This window comes from Cupriavidus sp. KB_39, from assembly GCF_052114485.1.
In the GTDB taxonomy this organism is placed as follows: Bacteria; Pseudomonadota; Gammaproteobacteria; order Burkholderiales; family Burkholderiaceae; genus Cupriavidus.
This window is the reverse complement of sequence record NZ_JBFREV010000162.1, coordinates 1-636: the sequence shown is the minus strand read 5'-3', so window position 1 is coordinate 636 and position 636 is coordinate 1. Positions and strand designations below refer to the sequence as shown.

The 636-nt window shown below is 69.8% G+C and carries 1 protein-coding gene; it reads right to left on the bottom strand.

The features are described 5' to 3' along the window. On the bottom strand, nucleotides 1-636 hold a 636-nt coding region (locus AB4Z27_RS29295; RefSeq protein ID WP_441646014.1), incomplete at both ends, for a deoxyribodipyrimidine photo-lyase.

Below are 636 nucleotides of genomic sequence, written 5' to 3'. Positions count from 1 at the left end.
GCCGGGAAGTCGCGGCGTTGGCCGTAGTCGCCGATCCGGTCCAGGAATTCGTCGAACAGCGCGTGGGCGCCGTCCGAGCCGGTGGGCATGGCGATCTCGGGCAGGTTGCTCGGCGCGAAGCCCAGGTCGGCCAGCGTGGGCAGGTCCCGGCGATAGGGGGCCGGTACCGGCGCCAGTGCGTGGCGGTACTTATCCACAGGATAGGGGCGCAGGTCGAATGACTGCACCGTGCGCAGCCACGCGTTCTTGTAGGGCGTGAACACGGCGAACGGGGCGCCCTGGCCGTTCAGGACCTCGTCGGCCTCGAAGATGACCTGGTCCTTGAAGGTGAACAGCACGCGGGAATCGGCGGCCAGCGCATCGCGCACGGCGGCATCGCGGGCGTTGGCGGCCGGTTCGTAGTCGTGGTTGGCGAAGACCGCCTTGGCCTCGAGGGCGGCTGCGAGTTGCGGGATCGCCTCGCGGGCCTTGGCATCGCGCACGATCAGGCCGCCGCCCCACTGGCTCAGGGCCGCGTGCAGCGGGGCCAGTGAGCGCAGGATGAAGTCGACACGACGGTCGGCCTGGAGCCCCCGTTCCAGCAGGGGATCGAGGATCTCGCGGTCGAAGACGAACACGCACCATACCTGCCGGCAG